This window comes from Rhodanobacter sp. FW104-R8 (assembly GCF_001617365.1).
Lineage (GTDB): Bacteria > Pseudomonadota > Gammaproteobacteria > Xanthomonadales > Rhodanobacteraceae > Rhodanobacter.
The window spans coordinates 47,250-64,851 of record NZ_LVJR01000008.1; the positions used below are offsets into that span (position 1 = coordinate 47,250).

Annotated in this window: 19 protein-coding genes; 14 read left to right on the forward strand and 5 right to left on the reverse strand. The window is 69.6% G+C overall.

Annotated features, from left to right (window positions below; translation table 11 throughout):
- Position 1 precedes the first annotated feature (1 nt).
- The 4 genes from RHOFW104R8_RS01705 (at position 2) to RHOFW104R8_RS01720 (ending at position 4,072) form a co-directional block, all read left to right on the forward strand.
- Positions 2-262 carry a YfhL family 4Fe-4S dicluster ferredoxin gene (locus RHOFW104R8_RS01705; protein WP_068096588.1) on the forward strand — a complete coding sequence of 87 codons (261 nt, stop codon included), beginning with the start codon at positions 2-4 and terminating at the stop codon, positions 260-262.
- Entirely contained in the window at positions 259-1,998 is a 1,740-nt protein-coding gene (gene ggt / locus RHOFW104R8_RS01710) for a gamma-glutamyltransferase (RefSeq protein WP_068096586.1), read from the forward strand. Before RHOFW104R8_RS01705 ends, ggt begins: the two co-directional genes overlap by 4 nt.
- A 167-nt stretch (positions 1,999-2,165) precedes the next feature.
- Positions 2,166-3,038, forward strand: a complete 873-nt coding sequence (locus RHOFW104R8_RS01715; RefSeq protein ID WP_068096584.1) for an MBL fold metallo-hydrolase — start codon at positions 2,166-2,168, stop codon at positions 3,036-3,038.
- Positions 3,038-4,072, forward strand: coding sequence for a TMEM43 family protein (locus RHOFW104R8_RS01720; RefSeq protein ID WP_068096582.1), 1,035 nt, complete (start codon positions 3,038-3,040; stop codon positions 4,070-4,072). Before RHOFW104R8_RS01715 ends, RHOFW104R8_RS01720 begins: the two co-directional genes overlap by 1 nt.
- Positions 4,073-4,114: 42 nt before the next feature.
- On the opposite strand, the gene RHOFW104R8_RS01725 is transcribed toward RHOFW104R8_RS01720, so the two are convergent.
- The 5 genes from RHOFW104R8_RS01725 to RHOFW104R8_RS01745 all read right to left on the reverse strand — a co-directional run bounded on the left by RHOFW104R8_RS01725 (position 4,115) and on the right by RHOFW104R8_RS01745 (position 8,400).
- Positions 4,115-5,407 (reverse strand): EAL and HDOD domain-containing protein, encoded by a 1,293-nt coding sequence (locus tag RHOFW104R8_RS01725; protein ID WP_068096581.1) that lies wholly within the window; start codon positions 5,405-5,407, stop codon positions 4,115-4,117.
- A 108-nt stretch (positions 5,408-5,515) separates the two neighbouring features.
- A complete protein-coding gene (locus RHOFW104R8_RS01730; RefSeq protein WP_068096580.1) occupies positions 5,516-5,962 on the reverse strand; it encodes a flagella synthesis protein FlgN in 447 nt (148 codons plus the stop codon).
- Entirely contained in the window at positions 5,959-6,282 is a 324-nt protein-coding gene (gene flgM, locus RHOFW104R8_RS01735; RefSeq protein WP_068096579.1) for a flagellar biosynthesis anti-sigma factor FlgM, read from the reverse strand. Before flgM ends, RHOFW104R8_RS01730 begins: the two co-directional genes overlap by 4 nt.
- Positions 6,283-6,391: 109 nt before the next feature.
- Positions 6,392-7,099 carry a flagellar basal body P-ring formation chaperone FlgA gene (gene flgA / locus RHOFW104R8_RS01740; RefSeq protein ID WP_082823483.1) on the reverse strand — a complete coding sequence of 236 codons (708 nt, stop codon included), beginning with the start codon at positions 7,097-7,099 and terminating at the stop codon, positions 6,392-6,394.
- Positions 7,096-8,400 (reverse strand): methyl-accepting chemotaxis protein, encoded by a 1,305-nt coding sequence (locus RHOFW104R8_RS01745; protein WP_068096577.1) that lies wholly within the window; start codon positions 8,398-8,400, stop codon positions 7,096-7,098. The genes flgA and RHOFW104R8_RS01745 overlap by 4 nt, the downstream gene beginning before the upstream one ends.
- Positions 8,401-8,595: 195 nt before the next feature.
- On the opposite strand from RHOFW104R8_RS01745, the gene RHOFW104R8_RS01750 reads away from it, so the two are divergent.
- From RHOFW104R8_RS01750 to flgJ, 10 genes are all read left to right on the forward strand, one after another.
- Positions 8,596-9,534, forward strand: a complete 939-nt coding sequence (locus RHOFW104R8_RS01750; protein WP_068096575.1) for a chemotaxis protein — start codon at positions 8,596-8,598, stop codon at positions 9,532-9,534.
- Positions 9,535-9,703: 169 nt separating this feature from the next.
- On the forward strand, positions 9,704-10,105 hold the full coding sequence (gene flgB, locus RHOFW104R8_RS01755; RefSeq protein WP_068096573.1) for a flagellar basal body rod protein FlgB: 402 nt from the start codon (positions 9,704-9,706) through the stop codon (positions 10,103-10,105).
- Complete coding sequence (flgC, locus tag RHOFW104R8_RS01760; RefSeq protein WP_068096571.1) at positions 10,105-10,524, forward strand: flagellar basal body rod protein FlgC; 420 nt, start codon at positions 10,105-10,107, stop codon at positions 10,522-10,524. The genes flgB and flgC overlap by 1 nt, the downstream gene beginning before the upstream one ends.
- A 25-nt stretch (positions 10,525-10,549) precedes the next feature.
- On the forward strand, positions 10,550-11,197 hold the full coding sequence (locus RHOFW104R8_RS01765) for a flagellar hook assembly protein FlgD (protein WP_068096569.1): 648 nt from the start codon (positions 10,550-10,552) through the stop codon (positions 11,195-11,197).
- A 37-nt stretch (positions 11,198-11,234) separates the two neighbouring features.
- Complete coding sequence (gene flgE / locus RHOFW104R8_RS01770) at positions 11,235-12,458, forward strand: flagellar hook protein FlgE (RefSeq protein WP_068096567.1); 1,224 nt, start codon at positions 11,235-11,237, stop codon at positions 12,456-12,458.
- Positions 12,459-12,603: 145 nt separating this feature from the next.
- On the forward strand, positions 12,604-13,344 hold the full coding sequence (gene flgF, locus RHOFW104R8_RS01775; protein ID WP_082823484.1) for a flagellar basal-body rod protein FlgF: 741 nt from the start codon (positions 12,604-12,606) through the stop codon (positions 13,342-13,344).
- A 42-nt stretch (positions 13,345-13,386) separates the two neighbouring features.
- Entirely contained in the window at positions 13,387-14,172 is a 786-nt protein-coding gene (flgG, locus tag RHOFW104R8_RS01780) for a flagellar basal-body rod protein FlgG (protein ID WP_068096564.1), read from the forward strand.
- A gap of 11 nt (positions 14,173-14,183) precedes the next feature.
- Positions 14,184-14,864 carry a flagellar basal body L-ring protein FlgH gene (flgH, locus tag RHOFW104R8_RS01785; protein WP_027484478.1) on the forward strand — a complete coding sequence of 227 codons (681 nt, stop codon included), beginning with the start codon at positions 14,184-14,186 and terminating at the stop codon, positions 14,862-14,864.
- Positions 14,865-15,058: 194 nt separating this feature from the next.
- Entirely contained in the window at positions 15,059-16,132 is a 1,074-nt protein-coding gene (locus RHOFW104R8_RS01790; RefSeq protein ID WP_068096663.1) for a flagellar basal body P-ring protein FlgI, read from the forward strand.
- A 14-nt stretch (positions 16,133-16,146) separates the two neighbouring features.
- The gene (gene flgJ, locus RHOFW104R8_RS01795; RefSeq protein WP_068096563.1) at positions 16,147-17,214 is read left to right on the forward strand and encodes a flagellar assembly peptidoglycan hydrolase FlgJ; all 1,068 of its coding nucleotides are present in this window, start codon (positions 16,147-16,149) and stop codon (positions 17,212-17,214) included.
- The last annotated feature ends 388 nt before the right edge of the window (positions 17,215-17,602 follow it).

The following is a 17,602-nucleotide window of genomic DNA, read 5'->3' on the forward strand; positions in this document are numbered from 1 at the left end:
CATGTCCCTGAAAATCCTCGATACCTGCGTCAACTGCGACGTCTGCGAGCCGGCCTGCCCAAACAAGGCGATTTCGCTGGGCGAGGAGTTTTACGTGATCGATCCGGCATTGTGCACCGAGTGCGTCGGTCATCATGACGAACCTCAGTGCGTGGCGGTGTGCCCGGTCGAATGCATCATCGGCGACCCCGATCACGCCGAATCGCCCGAGCAGCTTGAACTCAAATACCGCCAGCTGATGGCGAAGGAGTCCGCGGCATGAGGTTTTCCGTGAACTGGCGCCGGCCGTTGTCGGGCGTTTTGTCGCTGAGCCTGCTGCTGGTCGGCGGCAGCGCGTTCGCCGCCGACGGTGCGCCGAAGACGGCTCCGGCCGCGGCAGCCCACGCCGCGTCACCGCGTCCTGGCCATGCGGCCGTCGCCAGCGCGAATTTCCATGCCACCGAAGCCGGCCTCGAAGTGCTGGCCAAGGGCGGCAATGCGTTCGACGCGGCGGTGGCGGTGGCGGCCACGCTGTCGATCGTGGAGCCGGAGAGTTCCGGCACCGGCGGTGGCTTCATGGCCGTGCTGCACCGGGCGAAGGACGGCCGCAACATCTTCATCGACGCGCGCGAGACCGCGCCGGCCGCGGTGAATCCCAAGGATTACCTCAACCCGGACGGCAGCCCTAACCGCGATACCGCGTTGCGCGGGCCGCTGTCGGCCGGCATCCCCGGCCAGCCGGCCGGGCTGGTGCTGCTGTCCAGTCGCTACGGGCGCCTGCCGCTCGCGCAGTCGCTTGCGCCGGCGATCCGCATCGCCCGCGACGGCTTCAAGCCGGACGAGCGCCTGCGCGGCGCGATTGCCGGCACGCAGAAGGATCTCGAGCGCTGGCCCGCCTCGGCCGCCAAGTACCTGCCGGGCGGCAAGCCGCCGGCAGAGGGCGCGATCTGGCGCGATCCGGACCAGGCGCGCACGCTGGAGCAACTGGCCGCGCACGGCCACGACGGTTTCTACCGCGGCGAGACGGCGAAGAAGCTGGTCGATGCGGTGCGCGCGGCCGGCGGCAACTGGACGCTGGCCGACCTGGCGGGCTACCAGGCCAAGGAGCGCACGCCGATCAGCGTGGACTATCGCGGCTACAAGATCGTCACCGCACCGCCGCCGTCGTCCGGCGGCGTGGCGATCGCCGAGATCCTCAACATCCTGTCCGGCTACGACCTGACGAAGATGGATGCCGCCACGCGCGTGCACTACATCGTCGAGGCGATGCGCCGCGCGTTCCGCGACCACAACGATTACCTGGGCGATCCGGATTTCGTGCAGATGCCGCTGGACATGCTGCTGTCGCCGCACTACGCCGCCGGCCTGCGCCAGGGCATCCTGCCTGACAAGGCCACGCCGTCGTCGATGCTGCCGCGCGCCGAGGCGCCCGAGCCGGGCATGCACACCACCCATTTCTCCATCATCGACGCCGACGGCAACATGGCCGCGGTGACCTCCACGGTGAACTACACGATGGGTTCCGGCTTCGTTGCCGCGGGCACCGGCGTGCTGCTGAACGACGAGATGGACGACTTCGCGCTGGTGCCGAACAAGCCCAACGTGTACGGCCTGCTCGGCAGCACGGCGAACGCGCCGGCGCCGGGCAAGCGCATGCTGTCGTCGATGTCGCCCAGCATCGTGATCGGCGCCGACCGCACCGCGGTGATCGGCTCGCCCGGCGGCTCGACGATCATCACCCAGGTGCTGGAAGGCATCCTGCACTTCATCGACGGCGAGAGCGCGCAGCAGATCGCCGCGCACAAGCGCTTCCATCACCAGTACCTGCCGGACGTGGTGAACGTGGAAGAGGGCAGCTTCGACGCCGCCACCGGCGATGCGCTGACCAAGATGGGCTACACGCTCAAGCCGCGCGAGTCGTGGGGCTTCATGAACGTGGTGACCTGGGACCGCAAGGCCAACACGCTGGATGCCGCCAGCGACCCGCGCCGGCCGTCCGGGCTGGGCAAGGTGCAGTAAAGGTCACGCCATGGAACTGTTCTCGCTTCTCGGCAATTCGCAGCAGTTGGACGGCGGTGCGATGTGGTTCGGCCCATCCGTGGGCCTCACCCCGCGCGCTGCGCGGGGCCGCCTGCGGCGTCCGGATTCGCTCCCGGTGAATCCGTCGGCAACGCGAGGTATCTGAGATGGAACTCTGGTCCCTGCTCGGCAACTCGCAGCAACTGGACGGCGGCGCCATGTTCGGCAACGCTCCCAAAGCGCTGTGGTCGCGCTGGATCGCGCCGGATGCCGAGAACCGGATTCCGCTGGCCTGCCGCTGTTTGCTGGTGAAGGATCTGGGCGGGCGCAACGTGCTGTTCGAGACGGGCATCGGCGCGTTCTTCGAGCCGGCGCTGCGCGAGCGCTACGGCGTGGTCGAGTCACGGCACGTGCTGCTGGATTCGCTGGCCGAGGTAGGGCTTTCCCACGAGGACATCGACGTGGTGGTGCTGTCGCACCTGCACTTCGACCATGCCGGCGGTCTGCTGGCGGCATGGGAGGAGGGCCAGCCGCCGCGGCTGCTGTTCCCGAACGCGCAATTCGTGGTGGGTGCGGAGCACTGGCGTCGTGCGCTGCAGCCGCACCCGCGCGACCGCGCCTCGTTCGTGCCGGAACTGCAGCCGTTGCTGGAAGCGAGCGGCCGGCTGGAGCTGATCGAGGGCGAACATTCGCGGACGCTGGGCGAGTCGGTGCGCTTCTTCTTTTCGGACGGCCACACGCCGGGCCTGATGCTGGCCGAAGTCGGCGGCGTGGTGTTCTGCGCCGACCTGATCCCGGGCCGCTTCTGGGTGCACCTGCCGATCACCATGGGCTACGACCGCTGGCCGGAGAAGCTGATCGACGAGAAGCGCGTGTTCCTGGAAGACAAGCTGGCGCGCGGCGTGCGGTTGTTCTTCACCCACGACCACGATTGCGCGCTGGCGCGGGTGACGCGCGACGAGCGCGGCCGCTTCGGCACCGCCGACGAGCAGCGCGTCCTGCGCGGCATGCCGCCGTCGGGCCTGGCGGGAGCGGCCTGATGAGCGGACGCAGGGGAAGAGCCATGCGCGGCCTGGGGCTGAACGTCGTCGGCACGTTGCTGGTGCTCGCCGGCATCGGGCTGGCGGCGATGACCGCGCGCGGCCTGCTCCACTACCGCGCGGTGGCCAGCCAGCATGGCGGCGAGGTGATCGACCTCGGTGCGGACGCGCATTCGCCGGCCGGCCGGCACGGCCGCATGGTGCGCGTGGTCGGCACGCCGAAAGTGGTGGAAGCGCCGCACGACCCGGAGTTCAACCAGCGCGTGGACACGCCGGTGCTGGTGCGCCAGGTGGAGATGTTCCAGTGGCGCGAGGTGCGCTTCGGCGGCAACGTGCACTACGAGCTGGACTGGGTCGATCGGCTGGTCGATGCCAGCCGTTTCGAGGATCCGAAGGGGCACGCGAACCCGCAGAGCTTCCCGATCGGCGGCAGGCAGTTCGACGCCGGCCTGGTGCGACTGGGCGGCTTCAAGCTCGATCCGGTGTTGTTGCATGCGCTGCCCGGCACGCAGCGGGTCGAGCCGGATGCGGCGGCCCTGCCGGAAAACCTCGCGGCCAGCTTCAGTCGCTACCAGGATTACCTGGTGACCAGTGCGCGGCCGGGCGATCCGCGGCTCGGCGACGTGCGGGTGAGCTGGTCGGCCGTGCCGCTGCAGCAATTGACCGTCGTCGGCCGCCTGGACGGCGACCGGCTGGTGGCGGCGACCGATGCCGCCGACGGCAAGGGCTACATGGTGCAGGTCGGCGACGTGCCGGTGCTGGACGTCTTCCCGGACCTGCCGGTGCCCCCGGAGTTCGTGTGGGTCCGGCAGATCCTCGCCGTGCTGCTGGCCTCGCTGGGTGCCTTCCTGCTGCTCGCCACGCAGCGCCATCGACCCGACGGATGGCTCGCGCTGGGCCTGGGTGCCCTGGTCGTGGGCATCGTGGCCGGCGTGTTGTGGCTGGGCGACGACGCATGGGCTGCGTGCGTATGGCTGGCGCTGGCGGCGTGCGGCGCAGCGGTCACCGGGTGGCGGCTGCGGCGCGGGCGCTGAGCCGGCGCTGGCGGGTGCGCGGGGAACGGCGACGCGCGGCCGTTACTCGGCGCCCGCCTTCCCGCTGGCGTTGGCGTAGACCTGGTCGGCCCACTGCGTGGCGCCCAGGTAGATCGCGGCCATCCGCTGGATGCGCTGTGGCATGACATGCTCGCTGGTCAGCTCGCCGGCTTCCCAGGCGAGGATCTGCTGCAGCAGCGGCGCGAACGGCCCGCCGCGGCCGGTCAGTGCGTCGCTGATCTCCGGCACCAGCCGCAGATGGGTCAGCAGGAATTCCATCGGCGCGCACATCAGCGTGTCCAGCAGCGAGAACAGGCCGACGGTGAAGGCCATCTCCGCATGGCCGGGCGGCATGCCGTCGGCCAGCTTCTCGCACATGTGGGCGCGGATCAGCGCGGCGCGCAGCAGCTCAGGCGGGCGATCGTCCATGCCGCACATCGCCATCGTGTCGATCCAGTTGCGCATGCGCGTGACGCCGAAGAAGATCGCCGCCTGCTGCACCGACTTCAGCTGCCGCGGCAGCGCGAAGTAGGCCGAGTTGACGCAGCTGAGCAGCTTGTAGCTGAGCACCGCGTCGTCGCGGATGATGTTGCCCAGCTCCACCGGTCCCGGGTTGCTTTCCTGCAGCACCCGCATCAGCCGCAGCATGCTCAGCCGGTTGGCGGTGAGCACGGGCACCGCCACCGGTTGCGGCACCAGCAGGTAGCGCCCCTGGATCGCCTGCAGCGGCAGTTCCAGGCAGCGCTCGTAGGTCTGGTGATCGTTGACCTGGCCGGCGATCACGCGGATGCCCCGCGCGTACAGGCGCTCGGCGCGTTCCTTCAGGCACTCCGGCGAAAGCCGGCTGGCGTCCAGCCGCACTATCTGCACCATGTGCAGCAGCGTTTCGAGCGGCAACGTGCTTTCCGGGTCGATATCGGACGCATCGAGCACGAACTGGCAGCCGCGCTGCGCCATCTGCTGCAGGCGCTTCATCAGCGGCGCGTCGGTTGCCGCGTACGGCTGCAGCACCACGCCCAGGCGCGGCTGGTGCAACAGCACGTCGGAGTCTTCCGGCAGCAATTCGGACGGCAGGTTGAGGAAGGCGCGGTTGCCGCGTACCAGCCGGGTCAATGCGCCATCGGTGATGGTCGCCAGCACGTTCTGCAGCAGGGTGTGCTCGTCGCCGGCTTCGCGGTGGAACACGATCTCGTAGGCGAACAGCTGGTGTTCGCGGTCGAGCATCGGCACGCGCAGCACCGGCAGCGGCGCGGCGCTTGCGCCCTCGTAGCCTTGCGCGCCGGGAGCGGGGGCGGTGGCGGCAGCGGAGGAGTGGGAGGCGTTGGATATGCTCATGGTCAGTCAGTCGTCGCGATTAACGCTGAAGCATGCCGTGGCCCGCTTCGCAGTCAGTAGGAGGACCGTCTGCACAGGCAGGCGGCGGCGGTCTTGCTCATTGCCGTGTCATGCCGAGGCCAATGCGTGCGAACGCAGGCTCGCGTGAAGTTCCCCGGTGCGGCCGTAGAGTCCGCCTTCGCCGGCATGTCCGGTCAGCACCGCCAGCGCCTGGCGTACCAGGTTCAGCCGCTGGTTGACCGCCTTGCCGTTGCGCTGGTTGAGCTGCTGGCAGAGGCGCAGCGACTGCACGATGCCGGCCCAGGCCGGCTCCAGCGCGGAGTTCGCAGCGGGCAGTTCGCGCGCCAGTTGCCGGCGCTCGGCGTCGAGCTGCTCGAGTTGCAGCAGGATGGCCTGCTTGTGCGCGCCGGCCTGGTCCAGCGCCGCGCTGTCGCCGCCGTCCAGTGCGCCACGCTCGGCTTCGAGCACATGCACGAGACGGTCGACGGTCTGCCGCATGTCGCCCAGCACGGCCGCCAGCGCGTCGTTGAGTTCATGCTGCAGCGGCCGGTTCATGCCTTGCCCGTGCCGCCGAGCTGCTGTTCCAGCGAGATCATGCGGTCGGCGATGCGTCCGGCGTCGATCTTGTAGCTGCCGTCGGCCAGCGCCTGGCGCACCCGCTCCACCCGCTGCGGATCGATCGCGGCGCTGTCGTTCGTCCGCGCGGCCTGCTGCAGCGCCAGGGCCGAATCGGTCAGCTTGAGCTGATCGTCGACCTTGGCGGCGGGTACGCCGGGAGCCGCCGGTGCTCCCGCCGGCGTCGCCGGACCGTTGCCCGGGCTATTGGCGGCCTGCGGGAATTTCGGCAGGCCGTTGTTGGAAATGGTCGTGTTCATGCGTCCGTTCTCGCTGGGATGTGGCCCTGTAACCGAAGGATCGGCCGGATTCGCGGAAACTTTAGGATGGCAAGGACTATAGCGGTGTCGGCGTCCGGCAGCGGCCGGCTCATGGCAGCGCGAGCACCTCGCCGGGGGCGCTGACCATCGCGTCGACCACCTTGCCCGAGCTTTCGTTGCGCACCCGCAGGCGGGCGCCGTTGTCGCCGCTGCCCAGCGCCACGCCATCCACGCGCACCTCGATGCCGCCGAGCCTGGCCACCATCTGCACATGGTCGCCGGCGCGCACCATGCGCCGTCCGCCGAGCGCACCGGGGGTGAGCACGCTGCCGCTGGCCACGGCGCGGTTGAGGGTGCGGCCGGCCACCTGGTCGAGGTTTTCGAGGTAGCCGTAGCCGAGCCGGGTGACGTCGCGCTCCTCGGCGTGCACGTCGGCGGCGCCCAGGCCGTCGCCGCGCAGCAGCGGGCGGTTGGTCACCAGCACGGTGCGGAACAACTGCAGTTGCAGCGGCACGCGCACGATCCAGCCGCCGGGCTGCGGGCACTGCACCGGTACCGTCATGCGCGGCGCGGCCTCGGCATGGCCGGCGACGATCGCCCGCAGCGGCTCGGCGCAGGCGGCCAGTTGCAGGCGCGGATCGAGCGGCGCCGCGGTGACGACGATCCGGCTGCCCGGCAGCGCGTAGTGCGCGCGTACGGCCTGTTCGGCCGCGGCGCGCACGCTGTCGGGCGATTGCGTGGTGGCGGCGGCGTGGGCGCCGCCGAACCACAGCGCGCCGAGCCAGAGCAGGCGGATGGCGGTCCGGCAGTCGCTCATGCGTCCGCCAGCAGGGCGCCGAGTTGCCCGAGCAGGGCTTCGCGGCCGGATTCGAGCTGTTGCGACAACCGCGTGGCCTGGTCGAGCTGGCCGTCGCACAGCAGCGTGACGAAGCGGCTGCCCTGCTCACGCAACTGCTCGCCGGCCTCGGCCAGGGCGGCGCTGGCCGGCTTGCCCTGGTGCAGCGAGGCCAGCCGGCCGATGCTGCGATGGATCGCGTGGGTATCGAACCAGCGCCGGTCCAGCGCGCCGGGTTCGAGCAGGGCCAGTTCCGCCGCCTGGCGCAGGTTCAGCGCTGCCTCGCGCACGGTCAGGCTGAGGCTGGCCGGGTCGTTGCCGCTGATGCCTTCGAGCCAGTCCAGCGCCAGCCGATGGGCCAGCAGCGCGGCGCGGTGCAGCGATTCGGATTGGCGCCGCGCCTCGCTGCCGCGGCGCTGCAGCGCGCCGAGCGCAGCCTGGGCCGCGGTGGCGCGCGCATGTTGCGTATCGTGGCCCTGCTGCAGCTTGCGGATGCGCTCGCTGGCCGTGCGCAACGCCGTGCCGCCCCGGTCCAGGATCGCGCCGGATTGGCCGACGCCGGCCTGCGCCCGTTCCAGCTGCTGCAGGCCATGCTGCACGTCGCCGTTCAGCTGCAGCGAGAAGTCGCCGATCGAGCCGGTGACGGCTTCGATTTCGGTGGTGGTGAGCGTGGTTTTCTCCGCCAGCTGCTTGACCTCGTCGGCGACCACGGCAAAGCCGCGGCCCGCCTCGCCCGCGCGCGCGGCCTCGATCGCCGCGTTCAGCGCCACCAGGTTGGTCTGGTGGGCGATCTCCTGCACCACGCCGGTGAGCTTGCGGATCTGCGCCACCTGCTCGGCCAGCTTGCTCTGGTTGCGGCTCATCGCCGCCAGCGCGCTGCGCAGCAGCCGCAGTTGCCCGTCGAGCTCGCTGACGGTGCCGGTGCCGGCCAGCCCGGCCTGGCTGGCCTGGTCCAGGTCGGCGCCGACCTGGTGCAGGGCCGTCGAGATACCGGCGCTGCCATCCGTCAAGCGATCGACGCTGCCGCGGCTGTCGATCGCCGCCTTCTCCAGGGCCGCCTGCTCGCGCGACAGCTGCTGCACCGCACCCAGCACCAGGCTTTGCTGCTCCACGGTCTGCAACGCCGCCGCTGCTGGCGGCCGACCGGCGACGCGGGCCAGCAACGGCGCCAACGTCCGTGCCGCGCGCGGGTACTTGCGCCGCAGCACGGCAACCTGTGCTTCGTTGCCGGCGGCAGCGGCCTCCACCAGGGCGGCGAGGTGCCGGTTCCAGATCAAGCTCATGGGGTGGACATCACCTTTGTTATGGCGCGGGAATGCAGGAGCTGCATCGTCAGGAATCCTCGAAACTTGAGGAAGCAAGTCGCATGCCACCCCGGTCGGGCGATGCTGGCCGGCAGCGGCACTCAAGCGCATCGCATCGCGGCCGATAGCCTGCGCGTAGGGCCGCTGCGCGCGGTACGCCATCGAGGAGCCCGCATGGGCGGCACGCTGCTGGAAAAGGTGGAACGACATACCCGGCTGGCCGGCCACAACCGGGTGGCGATGCTGCTGTTCCGGCTGGGCGACGAGCAGCTGTTCGGCATCAACGTGTTCAAGGTGCGCGAAGTGATGCGCCGCCCGCTGCTGGAGCGCATGCCGGGCGTGCACGCGCTGCTGGCGGGCAGCTGCGACTATCGCGGTCAGACCATCCCGGTGATCGACCTGGCTGCCGCGCTCGGCTATGCGCCGCTGCGCGACGTGGAGTCGGCACACCTGATGGTCACCGAGTTCAGCCGCTCGATGCAGGGATTCCTGGTGGCCGACCTGCAGCGCATGGTGCAATGCGAAGGCGACGCGCTGGTGGCGCCGCCCAGCGCGCTGGGCTTCGGCGCGCGGGTGAATGCGGTGACCCGGGTCGATGGCCTGCTGCTGGCGGTGGTGGATGTGGAGCATGTGCTGGCCAGCATCGACGCCGCGCCGGCCGAGCTGTCCGAGCAGATGCAGCGCGTCGCCGGCGCACGCTCGCTGGCGCCGCGGCGCGTGCTGGTGGCGGACGATTCGCTGATCGCGCGCCGCCGGCTGGTCAGCCTGTTCAAGCAGATGGACATCGAGTGCGTGGTGGCGAAGGACGGCCGCGAGGCGCTCGACCGCCTGCAGGAGCTGGCCGCCGGCGATCCGGCCGACGGGGTGCGGCTGGTGGTCTCCGACATCGAGATGCCGCGCCTGGACGGCTATGCGCTGACCCGCGCGATCCGCGAGGCGCCCAGCCTGCGCCGGCTCAAGGTGGTGCTGCACAGCTCGCTCAGCGGCATCTTCAACGAGGCGATGGTGAAGGAGGTCAAGGCCGACCGCTTCGTCGCCAAGTTCCAGCCGGACCTGCTGGCGCAGGCCGTGCTGGAGCTGCTGCCGGAACCGGAGCCGGCGCCGGCGGACTGACCGCCGCGCAGCGCGCGCCGGGCAGCGTCAACAAACCGTCTTTTCGCCGGCGCGATCCCCGCAGCGCCGCGTCGGTTGCCCCGCCGGCCCAGTCACGGCAACGGTTTTCAGGTGGTGGCATGCAATTTGCTGCCAGCTTTCGTGCGGCAACTGCGCGCGGAGCGAAGCGATGAGCCTGACCCCTGACAACCTGTTCGGCATCCACACCCAGGCGCTGGATCTGTGGCAGCGCCGTACCGAGGTGCTTGCCAACAACCTGGCCAATGCCGATACGCCGGGCTATCTCGCCCGCGACATCGACTTCCGCAAGGTGCTGGCCGCCGCCGGCGGCCGTCCCGACGGCCTGCCGCTGCAGACGACCGACTCCCGCCAGATCGGTTCGGCGGGGCAGGCGGCGGACGGGCTCGCCTATCGCGTGCCGACCCAGCCGAGCATGGACGGCAATACCGTCGATGCGCAGGCCGAGCAGGCTGCCTTTGCCGCCAACGGCGTGCACTACCAGGCCAGCCTTTCCTTCATCACCGCGCAGATCCGCATGCTGCGCACCGCCATCACCGGAGGGCAGGGCTGATGTCGCTCTTTTCCGTATTCAACGTGGCCGGCTCCGGCATGGCTGCGCAATCGCTGCGGCTGAACACGGTGGCCAGCAACCTGGCCAACGCCGACAGCGTGGCCGGCACGCCCGAGGCGGCCTACCGCGCCCGCGAGCCGTTGTTCTCGGCCGTGCAGAACCGGCTGGCCGGCGGCGGCGACGCGCCGGGCGAGGGCGTGCAGGTGCTCGGCGTCACCGAGAGCCAGGCCGCCATACCGAGCCGCTACGAGCCGGGCAATCCGCTGGCCGACGCCGACGGCTACGTCTACAGCAGCAACGTCAACCCGGTCGACGAGCTGGTCAACATGATCTCGGCTTCGCGTTCGTACCAGAACAACGTCGAGGTGATGAATTCGACGCGCCAGCTGATGCAGAAAACGCTGGATCTCGGCAAATGAGGCATGAATCCGTGAGGTGCATGGCATGAGCGACATGAATGTTTCCGGCGTGGGCGCGAGCGCCGCCCAGGCGGCCAGCCTGGGCAAGGAGAAGACCCTCGGCCAGGCCGATTTCCTGAGCCTGCTGGTGCAGCAGATGCGCAACCAGGACCCGACCAAGCCGGCGGATTCGTCGCAGATGGTCAGCCAGCTGGCGCAGATCAGCCAGGTCTCGGCCACGCAGGCGCTGCAAGCCTCGTTCGACAGCCTGAGCAAGTCGCTGCAGGGCAACCAGCTGCTTCAGGCCAGCGGCCTGGTCGGCCGCGGCGTCACCGTGCCCTCGGCGGCTGGCCGCCTGCAGGCCGGCGGCCTGGACGGCGCAGTGAACGTCCCCGACGGCGGCGGCACGGTGCTGGTGCAGATCACCGATGCGGCCGGCAACGTGCTGCGCACCTTGAACCTGGGCACGCCCGCATCGGGGCTGGTGGCGTTCCACTGGGACGGCATCGGCGATAACGGCAGCGCGCTGGCGCCGGGCACCTACGGCCTGAAGGCGCAGGCCGGCAACGCCGCCGCGGCGACCTACGTCAGCGGCAAGGTCGCCGGCGTGGGCATGACCGGCAGCGACGGCGCCTATCTGGATGTGGACGGTTTTGGCGGGGCCCTGCTGAGTCAGGTCGCACAGATCAACTGATGGCCCCGCGGGGCTTCAACACAGAGGAATTACTCCGATGCCTTTCAATATCGCATTGAGCGGTCTCAACGCCGCCTCGAAGGATCTCGAGGTCACCGCCAACAACATCGCCAACACCGCCACCACCGGCTTCAAGGGCTCGCGCACGCAATTCGCCGAATTGTTCAACGCCGCCGGCCCCAACCTCAGCAGCAGCCAGACCGGCAGCGGCGTGCGGCTGACCAACGTGGCGCAGCAGTTCACCGCCGGCAGCATCGAGACCACCAACAACAGCCTGGATTTCGCCATCAGCGGCGGCGGGTTCTTCACCCTGCACGACGGCAAGGGCTATTCCTACACCCGCGCCGGCGCGTTCCAGAAGGACCAGAACGGATACGTGATGAACGCCAACGGCCAGCGGCTGCAGGTCTATCCGCCGGTGGCCGGCGGCGGTTTCGACAACAGCACGCTGACCGACCTGCAACTGGTCACCTCGCAGAACGCGGCCAAGGCCACCGATCTGGTGCAGATGTCGCTGAACCTGCCCTCCAACGCCACCCCGCCGGCTGCCGCGTTCGATCCCCTCAACAATCCGCTGAGCTACAACCAGGCCACGCCGTTCACCGCGTACGACTCGCTCGGCGCCACCCACAGCGGCGTCGTGTATTTCGTCAAGGACCCGGCCGCCAACGTGTGGAACGCGAGCCTGTATGTCGACGGCACCTCGACCGGCGCCTCGCAGCGGCTGACCTTCAACAGCAGCGGCGCACTGGTCGCGCCGGCCAGCGGCAGGCTGAGCTTCCCGGCGGTGTCGGTCAGCCCCGGCGCCAACCCCATGCAGCTCACCCTGGACATGAGCAAGGCGACCCAGTTCGGCAACACCTACGCGGCCAGCGCGATCAATCCGAACGGCTACCCGACCGGCATCCTGTCGAGCATCGACGTGTCCAGGGAGGGGGTGGTGCAGGCCAAGTACTCCAACGGCCAGACCGCCTCGCTCGGCCAGCTGGCGCTGGCGCAGTTCTCCAACGAGCAGGGCCTGCGCCAGCTGGACAACACCAACTGGGCGGCCTCCTACGACTCCGGCACGCCGGTGATGGGCGCGGCCGGCGGCGGCACGTTCGGCAACGTGCAGGCCGGCGCGCTGGAAGCCTCCAACTCCGCCGACCTCACCGCGCAGCTGGTCAACATGATCAAGGCGCAGCGCAACTATCAGGCCAACGCGCAGGTGATCTCCGTCGACAACCAGCTGACCCAGACCGTTATCAACATCCGCAATTGACCTCACGCGAACGCGTGAGGTCATCCCGGCGCAGGCCGGGATCCAGTGAAAGAGCCGCCCCGGCGGAAGCCGGGACAGAACGTCAAGGCAACACGCTGGATTCCGCCTGCACCGGAATGACGAGTTAAAGCATTCGAGGTTTTCCATGGATCGTTCGCTCTACGTAGCCATGACCGGCGCCACGCAGATGATGCGCGCGCAGTCGGAGGTGGCGCACAACCTGGCCAACGCCGATACGGTCGGCTTCAAGGCGCAGCTGTCGGCGTTCGAGCCCCTGCCGGTGCAGGGCCCGGGCCTGCCCACGCGGGTCAACGGCGTGGCGCAGGGCATGGGCGTGGACCTGCGCGAGGGCGGCCAGACCGAGACCGGGCGCGAGCTGGACGTGGCCGTGCAGGGGCCGGGCTGGATCGCGGTGCAGGGCGCCGACGGCAGCCAGGGCTATACCCGCGCCGGCGAGCTGCGGCTGACCCCCGACGGCCTGCTCACCGACGCCCGCGGCAACCTGGTGCTGGGCGACGGCGGCCCGATCAGCGTGCCGCAGAGCGCGCAGATCAGCATCGGCGCCGATGGCACGGTGTCGGTGGTGCCGATGGGGCAGGGCCCGCAGACGATCGCCGCGGTGGGCCGCATCAAGCTGGTCAACCCGCCTACCGGCCAGCTCTCGCTGGGCAGCGACGGGCTGATGCACCTCAGCGGCGGCGTCACCGCGGACACCGACCCGGCGGTCACCCTGAAGTCCGGCGTGCTCGAGTCCAGCAACGTGAACCCCTCGCAGACGCTGGTGCAGATGATCCAGCTGTCGCGCCAGTACGAACTGCAGATCCGCGCCATCCACAGCGCCGACGAGAACGCACAGTCGGCCACGCGGTTGCTGCAGGTCACCTGATCCACGCCTCGCCATCCAGACGTCCAGACGGAGTCCATCGACATGTTTTCATCCCTGTGGGTAGCCAAGACCGGCCTCGATGCGCAGCAGACGCGCATGGACGTGATCTCGAACAACCTCGCCAACGCCAACACCACCGGCTACAAGAGCGCGCGCGCCTCGTTCCAGGACCTGGTCTACCAGAACCTGCGCCAGCCCGGCGGGCAGACCACCGAGCAGACCCAGGCGCCGGCCGGCCTGATGCTGGGCACCGGCGTGCGCGTGGTCGGCAACGAGAAACTGTTCACCCAGGGCAACATCGAGCAGACCGGCAACTCGCTGGACGTGGCCATCCAGGGCCGCGGCTTCCTGCAGGTGACGATGCCCGACGGCAGCATCGCCTATACCCGCGACGGCTCGCTGCACATGGACCAGAACGGGCAGATCGTCACCGCCAACGGCTACGCGGTGGATCCGGCCATCAGCGTGCCGGCCAACGCGCAGAGCATCACCATCGGCAGCGACGGCACCGTCAGCGTAAGCGTGCCGGGCCAGGCCGCGACGCAGCAGATCGGCACCGTGCAGCTGGCTGACTTCATCAACCCCGCCGGCCTGCAGCCGAACGGCGACAACCTCTACCTGGAAACCGCCTCCAGCGGCTCGCCGCAGATCGGCCAGCCCGGCCTGAACGGCCTGGGCACGCTGGCGCAGGGCGCGCTGGAAAGCTCCAACGTCAACGTGGTGGAGCAGATGGTCAACATGATCGAGACCCAGCGCACCTACGAGATGAATTCCAAGGCGGTGTCCGCCGCCGACTCGATGCTGCAGTTCCTCACCAACAAGACCTGAGGCATGTCGTGATGTTCGATCGCCGTTTTCCATTCGTGCTGTGCGCGCTGACCTTGCTGGCCGGTTGCGCCACTGGCCCGCGCACGCACGACGATGCCGAATGGGCGCCCACGCCGCCGCCCGCGGCGCAGATCGCGCCGGGGCAGGCCGACGGCGCGATCTACCACGACCAGCAGAACATGGAACTGTTTGCCGACCCGCGCGCGCACCGCGTGGGCGACATCCTCACCGTGGCGCTGGTGGAAAGCACCCAAGCCAGCAAGAAGGCCACCACCACCACCAGCAAGACCGACAAGGCGAAGATCGCCTCGCCCACCATCCTCGGCCAGGGCATTTCGATCGGCGGCAAGGCGGCGAACATCGGGCTGGACGGCGAACGCAGCTTCGACGGCGCCGGTTCCAGCACGCAGAGCAACCAGCTCACCGGGCAGATCACCGTCACCGTGGCGCAGCGCCTGGCCAATGGCAACCTGCTGGTGCGCGGCGAGAAATGGCTGACCATCAACCAGGGCCAGGAGCTGGTGCGCATCTCCGGCATCGTGCGCCCGCAGGACATCGGCCAGGACAACGTGGTGCCGTCCACCCGCGTCGCCGACGCGCGGATCAGCTACACCGGCCGCGGCACCCTGGCCGACGCGAACACGCGCGGCTGGCTGTCGCGCTTCTTCAATTCCAAGTGGATGCCGTTCTGATGAGCCCATCGCCACGCTCCACCGTAGGAGCCCGCTCGCGGGCGATGCGTTTGTTCCGGGATGACCAGACATTCGTCTGTTGGAAGCCGGGATTCGGGATGACCAGACATTCGTCTGTTGAAAGCCGGGATTCGGCAAGGTCAAAGGCAAAGGCATCGCCCGCGAGCGGGCTCCTACGTGTGTTCCTGCTTGTCGTGGGGGTTCTGGTTGTCGCCCCCGCCCATGCCGACAAGATCCGCGACCTCGCCTCGGTGGCCGGCGTGCGCAGCAACCAGCTGATCGGCTACGGCCTGGTGGTGGGCCTGGACGGCTCGGGCGACCAGACCACGCAGGCGCCGTTCACCACGCAGAGCCTGGAGAACATGCTGCAGCAGTTCGGCATCACCGTGCCGGCCAGCGCGCGGCCGCAGCTGAAGAACGCGGCGGCGGTGATGGTGACCGCGGACCTGCCGCCGTTCGCCAAGCCGGGCCAGACCATCGACGTCACCGTCGCCTCGATCGGCAACGCCAAGAGCATCCGCGGCGGCCAGTTGCTGATGGCGCCGCTGCGCGGCGCCGACGGCAACGTCTACGCGGTGGCGCAGGGCAGCGTGGTGGTCGGCGGCATCAGCGCGCAGGGCAAGAGCGGCTCCAGCGTGCAGGTCAACATCTCCGCCAGCGGGCGCATCCCCAACGGTGCCTCGGTGGAGCGCGTCGTGCCCTCGTCTTTCGCCGGCGGCGGCGACCTGATGCTGAACCTCAACACCGCCGACTTCACCACGGCCACGCGGATCGCCACGGCGATCAACCGGGCCTACGGCGCCGGCACCGCGCAGCCGCTCGACGGCGGCTCGGTATCCGTGCGCGGGCCGCAGGATCCGGCGCAGAAAGTGGCATGGCTGGGCGCGATCGAGAGCCTCGACGTGCAGCCGGGCGATGCCCCGGCGCGCATCGTGGTGAACTCGCGCACCGGCACCGTGGTGATCGGTTCCGACGTGCGGGTCAGCGCCGCCGCGGTGGCGCACGGCGCAATCCAGGTCACCATCAGCGAGCAGTCCCAAGTCAGCCAGCCGGCGCCGTTCGGCCGCGGGCAGACCGCGGTGGTGCCCAGCAGCAGCGTGCAGGTCAGCGAAGAGGGCGCGCACATGTTCAAGTTCGGCCCCGGCGTGAGCCTGGACACCATCGTGCGCGCGGTGAACCAGGTGGGCGCCACGCCAAGCGACCTGATCTCGATCCTGCAGGCGCTGAAGCAGGCCGGTGCGCTGCACGCGGACCTGGTCGTGATCTAGGCGACGGGATCACCATGGCACCGATCAACCGCCCCTCGCCCGCGCTCGATACCTGGACCGAACTGTCCGGGTTCCAGCAGCTGCGCGCGCAGGCGCGCAGCGATGGCGGCAAGAGCGCGCTGCCGGCCGTGGCGAAGCAGTTCGAGGCGATCTTCACCCAGATGATGCTGAAGTCGATGCGCGACGCCAACGCCGGCATGGGCAGCGACATCGCCGGCAGCGAGCAGGTCGACTCGTACCGCGAGATGTTCGACCAGCAACTGTCGCTGAGCCTGGCCAACGGCCGCAACGGGCTCGGCATCGCGAAGATGCTGGTGCGCCAGCTGGGCGGCAAGCCGGAAGCGGTCGCCACGGCGGGGCAGGGTCTGCCGGTGCCCACGGCCGACGTGCTCAACGCCAATGTCCGTGCGCTGCTGCGACTGGGCGCCGGTGGCGATGCGGCCGGCGGCGAAGCGGCGCCGGCCGGCGGCGTCGCGGCGATGCCGTCGACGTTCGACGCCGCCTCGCCGTGGGGCGATGCGCTCGATCGCCTGGCGCGGGGTGCGCTGGACATGGCCGGCACGGCGGCGAAGCTGCTGCCGGGCGGCGATCCGGTGAATTTCGTGCGTGCGCTCGCACCGCATGCCGAGGTGGCGGCGAAGAAACTCGGCGTGTCGGTGCGTGCGCTGCTGGCGCAGGCGGCACTGGAAACCGGCTGGGGCCGGCACCTGCCCAGCCATGGCGACGGCAGCAGCAGCTTCAACCTGTTCGGCATCAAGGCTGGCGGCGGCTGGGACGGCGACAAGGTCAGCGTGCCCACGCTGGAATACGAGAACGGCGTGGCGGTGCGCCGGCGCGACCAGTTCCGCGCCTACGGCTCGCCGGCCGAATCGTTCGCCGACTACGCCCGCCTGCTCAGCGACAGCCCGCGCTATGCGAGGGCGCTGGGCCAGGGCGAGAACGTCGCCGGCTTCGCGCGGGCCCTGGTCCGCGGCGGCTATGCGACCGATCCGTCGTACGTGGCCAAGGTCACCGCGATCGCCAACAGCCCGCAGATGCGCGAGGCGCTGGCGGCACTGCCTGCCACGGGGAGTGGTGAATGAGCGCCGCTCGTGTTTCCCGTGCAAGCGCTTTCTTTGCCGTCATTCCAGCGAAAGCTGGACAAGCGCGAAGCGCGCAGAACATCCGAAGGATGGCCCCGAAGGGGCGAGCGAAGCGAGTCATCCAGTGCCTTCGGTTTCGGTATCCACAGTCGCTGGATGACTCGCTGCGCTCGCCCCTCCGGGTAGGAGCCCACTGGCGGGCGATGCTTTCAGGGCGAAGCGAAGAGCTTTCGTGCGCCTTCGGCGCGCGAGTCACTTTTCTCTTGCTTGGCCAAGAGAAAAGTAACCAAAAGAGAAGGCCACCCCGCTTGGTGCTTGCCGGGCATCCTGCCCGGCAAGTCCGTGAGTCGAGGCCGGGCTTTTCGACAGCACATCCATGTGCTGGCGA